Genomic DNA, 1,464 nt, shown 5'->3' on the forward strand with positions numbered 1-1,464 from the left:
ATGTGGGGCACCGGCTACTGGCACGTGCCTGGCACGCGGCCATCTGATCCGTCGTCCCAAGACCACTTCGTATCCGTTCGCCAACGTGCGCGAGGCCTTGGTCGCCGCAGCGGTTTCACTTGATGGCCGACAGACTGGCCTAGTGATCTTCTAGTCCCGTGCGAAGCGCACCTGGTCGATGATCGGCTCGCAGGGACATGTCGAGGCAACCTCGTTCATGAGCCCGAAGATCCGAGCGCTCAGCAGGACCAGCAGCACGATGCCAACCACCATCCCGCTGAGCAGACCCACGGCCATCTTTGGGCGCCGCTGGCGCCGTGCACGAAGAACCGCTACCAGCACGGCTGCTGATGCGACCAGGGCCACGAAGTAAGCGGCTGCGAGTCCGGACGCCAGTTGGTCTCCCGCGTCTTCTTCGCCAGTGAAGATCCCTACGTATCCGAAGGCGACGACCGCAACGAGATAGCCGAACAGCCCGAGCATGAAACCGGCGCCCACGCCAGGAACTGGAGGCGTTTCTTTCCCTGGAGTTGCCTGCTCGGCAGCCTCGGTCGCGTCTACGTCGACAGGGTAATAGGCAAGCCAAGCCTTCGGGACCCGTCACGCATCAAACGGAGCCGATGTCGCGCACCAAGTGGAGGCCTGCATCGCCGGCGGTCGGCCGAGCCGGGCTCCCGAACGTCGGGCCGTCGTTTACTGTCACGCCGTGAATGGGAAACATGCCCGCCGGTGGGCCTTGGTGCTCGGGCCGCTGCTCCTCGTGGCGTCCGGCGTCCTCGTGCTGCGGTGGCTGTCGGTGCCCGACCCGCGGAAGCTGCCCGAGCCATTCCGGGAGCAGCTCGCATCGCGGGTGGTGGACGCACTCGAGCACGACCCGACCTTTCGCGCGGAACCGGGCCACCCAGATCTATGGCCTGTCTGCGTCGCCTCGGTGTTCGGGGTGGCGCCGGACTCGGCTGACACCGTCGACGAGGTCCGCACGATCTACACGCAGGTGGACTGCAAGTGGCTGAGCGAGGCAGATGTGGCGAAGGGAAACGCTGGTTCCGTCACCGACCCACTCTTCGGCGCCTCGATGCCGATCGCCGTGCGGCTGGGGCCGCCTGTCACCTATCAGACCCCGGAAAGCGGAGAGGGGATATACCCGGACAGCATCCGACGGATCTTCCCGAAACCCCTCCAAGCTGCCGCTTTCTCCGAACATGACCCGTCAATGATGAACGCGCTCGACGAGCGGATCATGCACCTGATGGCCTCGTCGGCGCCCTCGCCCTCCCACTCCTGACGGCCCTGATCACCGAGACGACGCCGGGGCGCCGCGTAATGCAGTCGCCCCGGCGTCGCATAACGGCCTCGGGATTAGAAGAAGATCGCGGATAGCTGGTCGGGCGGCTTCGCTCCTGGTCAGCCCGTCCGTGGCTGTCTGGCGACGTCGGCCCCGGTGGGGGGGGGGGGGGGGGGGGG

2 protein-coding genes are annotated in these 1,464 nt (G+C 66.5%); one reads left to right on the forward strand and one right to left on the reverse strand.

What is annotated here, in order from left to right:
- Positions 1-150: 150 nt before the first annotated feature.
- The gene (locus tag ACL02O_RS34170; RefSeq protein ID WP_412822315.1) at positions 151-498 is read right to left on the reverse strand and encodes a hypothetical protein; all 348 of its coding nucleotides are present in this window, start codon (positions 496-498) and stop codon (positions 151-153) included.
- Positions 499-706: 208 nt separating this feature from the next.
- Here ACL02O_RS34170 and ACL02O_RS34175 point away from each other — a divergent pair, with 208 nt between their 5' ends.
- Positions 707-1,285, forward strand: a complete 579-nt coding sequence (locus tag ACL02O_RS34175; RefSeq protein ID WP_412822316.1) for a hypothetical protein — start codon at positions 707-709, stop codon at positions 1,283-1,285.
- The last annotated feature ends 179 nt before the right edge of the window (positions 1,286-1,464 follow it).

Source organism: Micromonospora mangrovicola, assembly GCF_047200535.1.
Taxonomy (GTDB): Bacteria; Actinomycetota; Actinomycetes; order Mycobacteriales; family Micromonosporaceae; genus Micromonospora.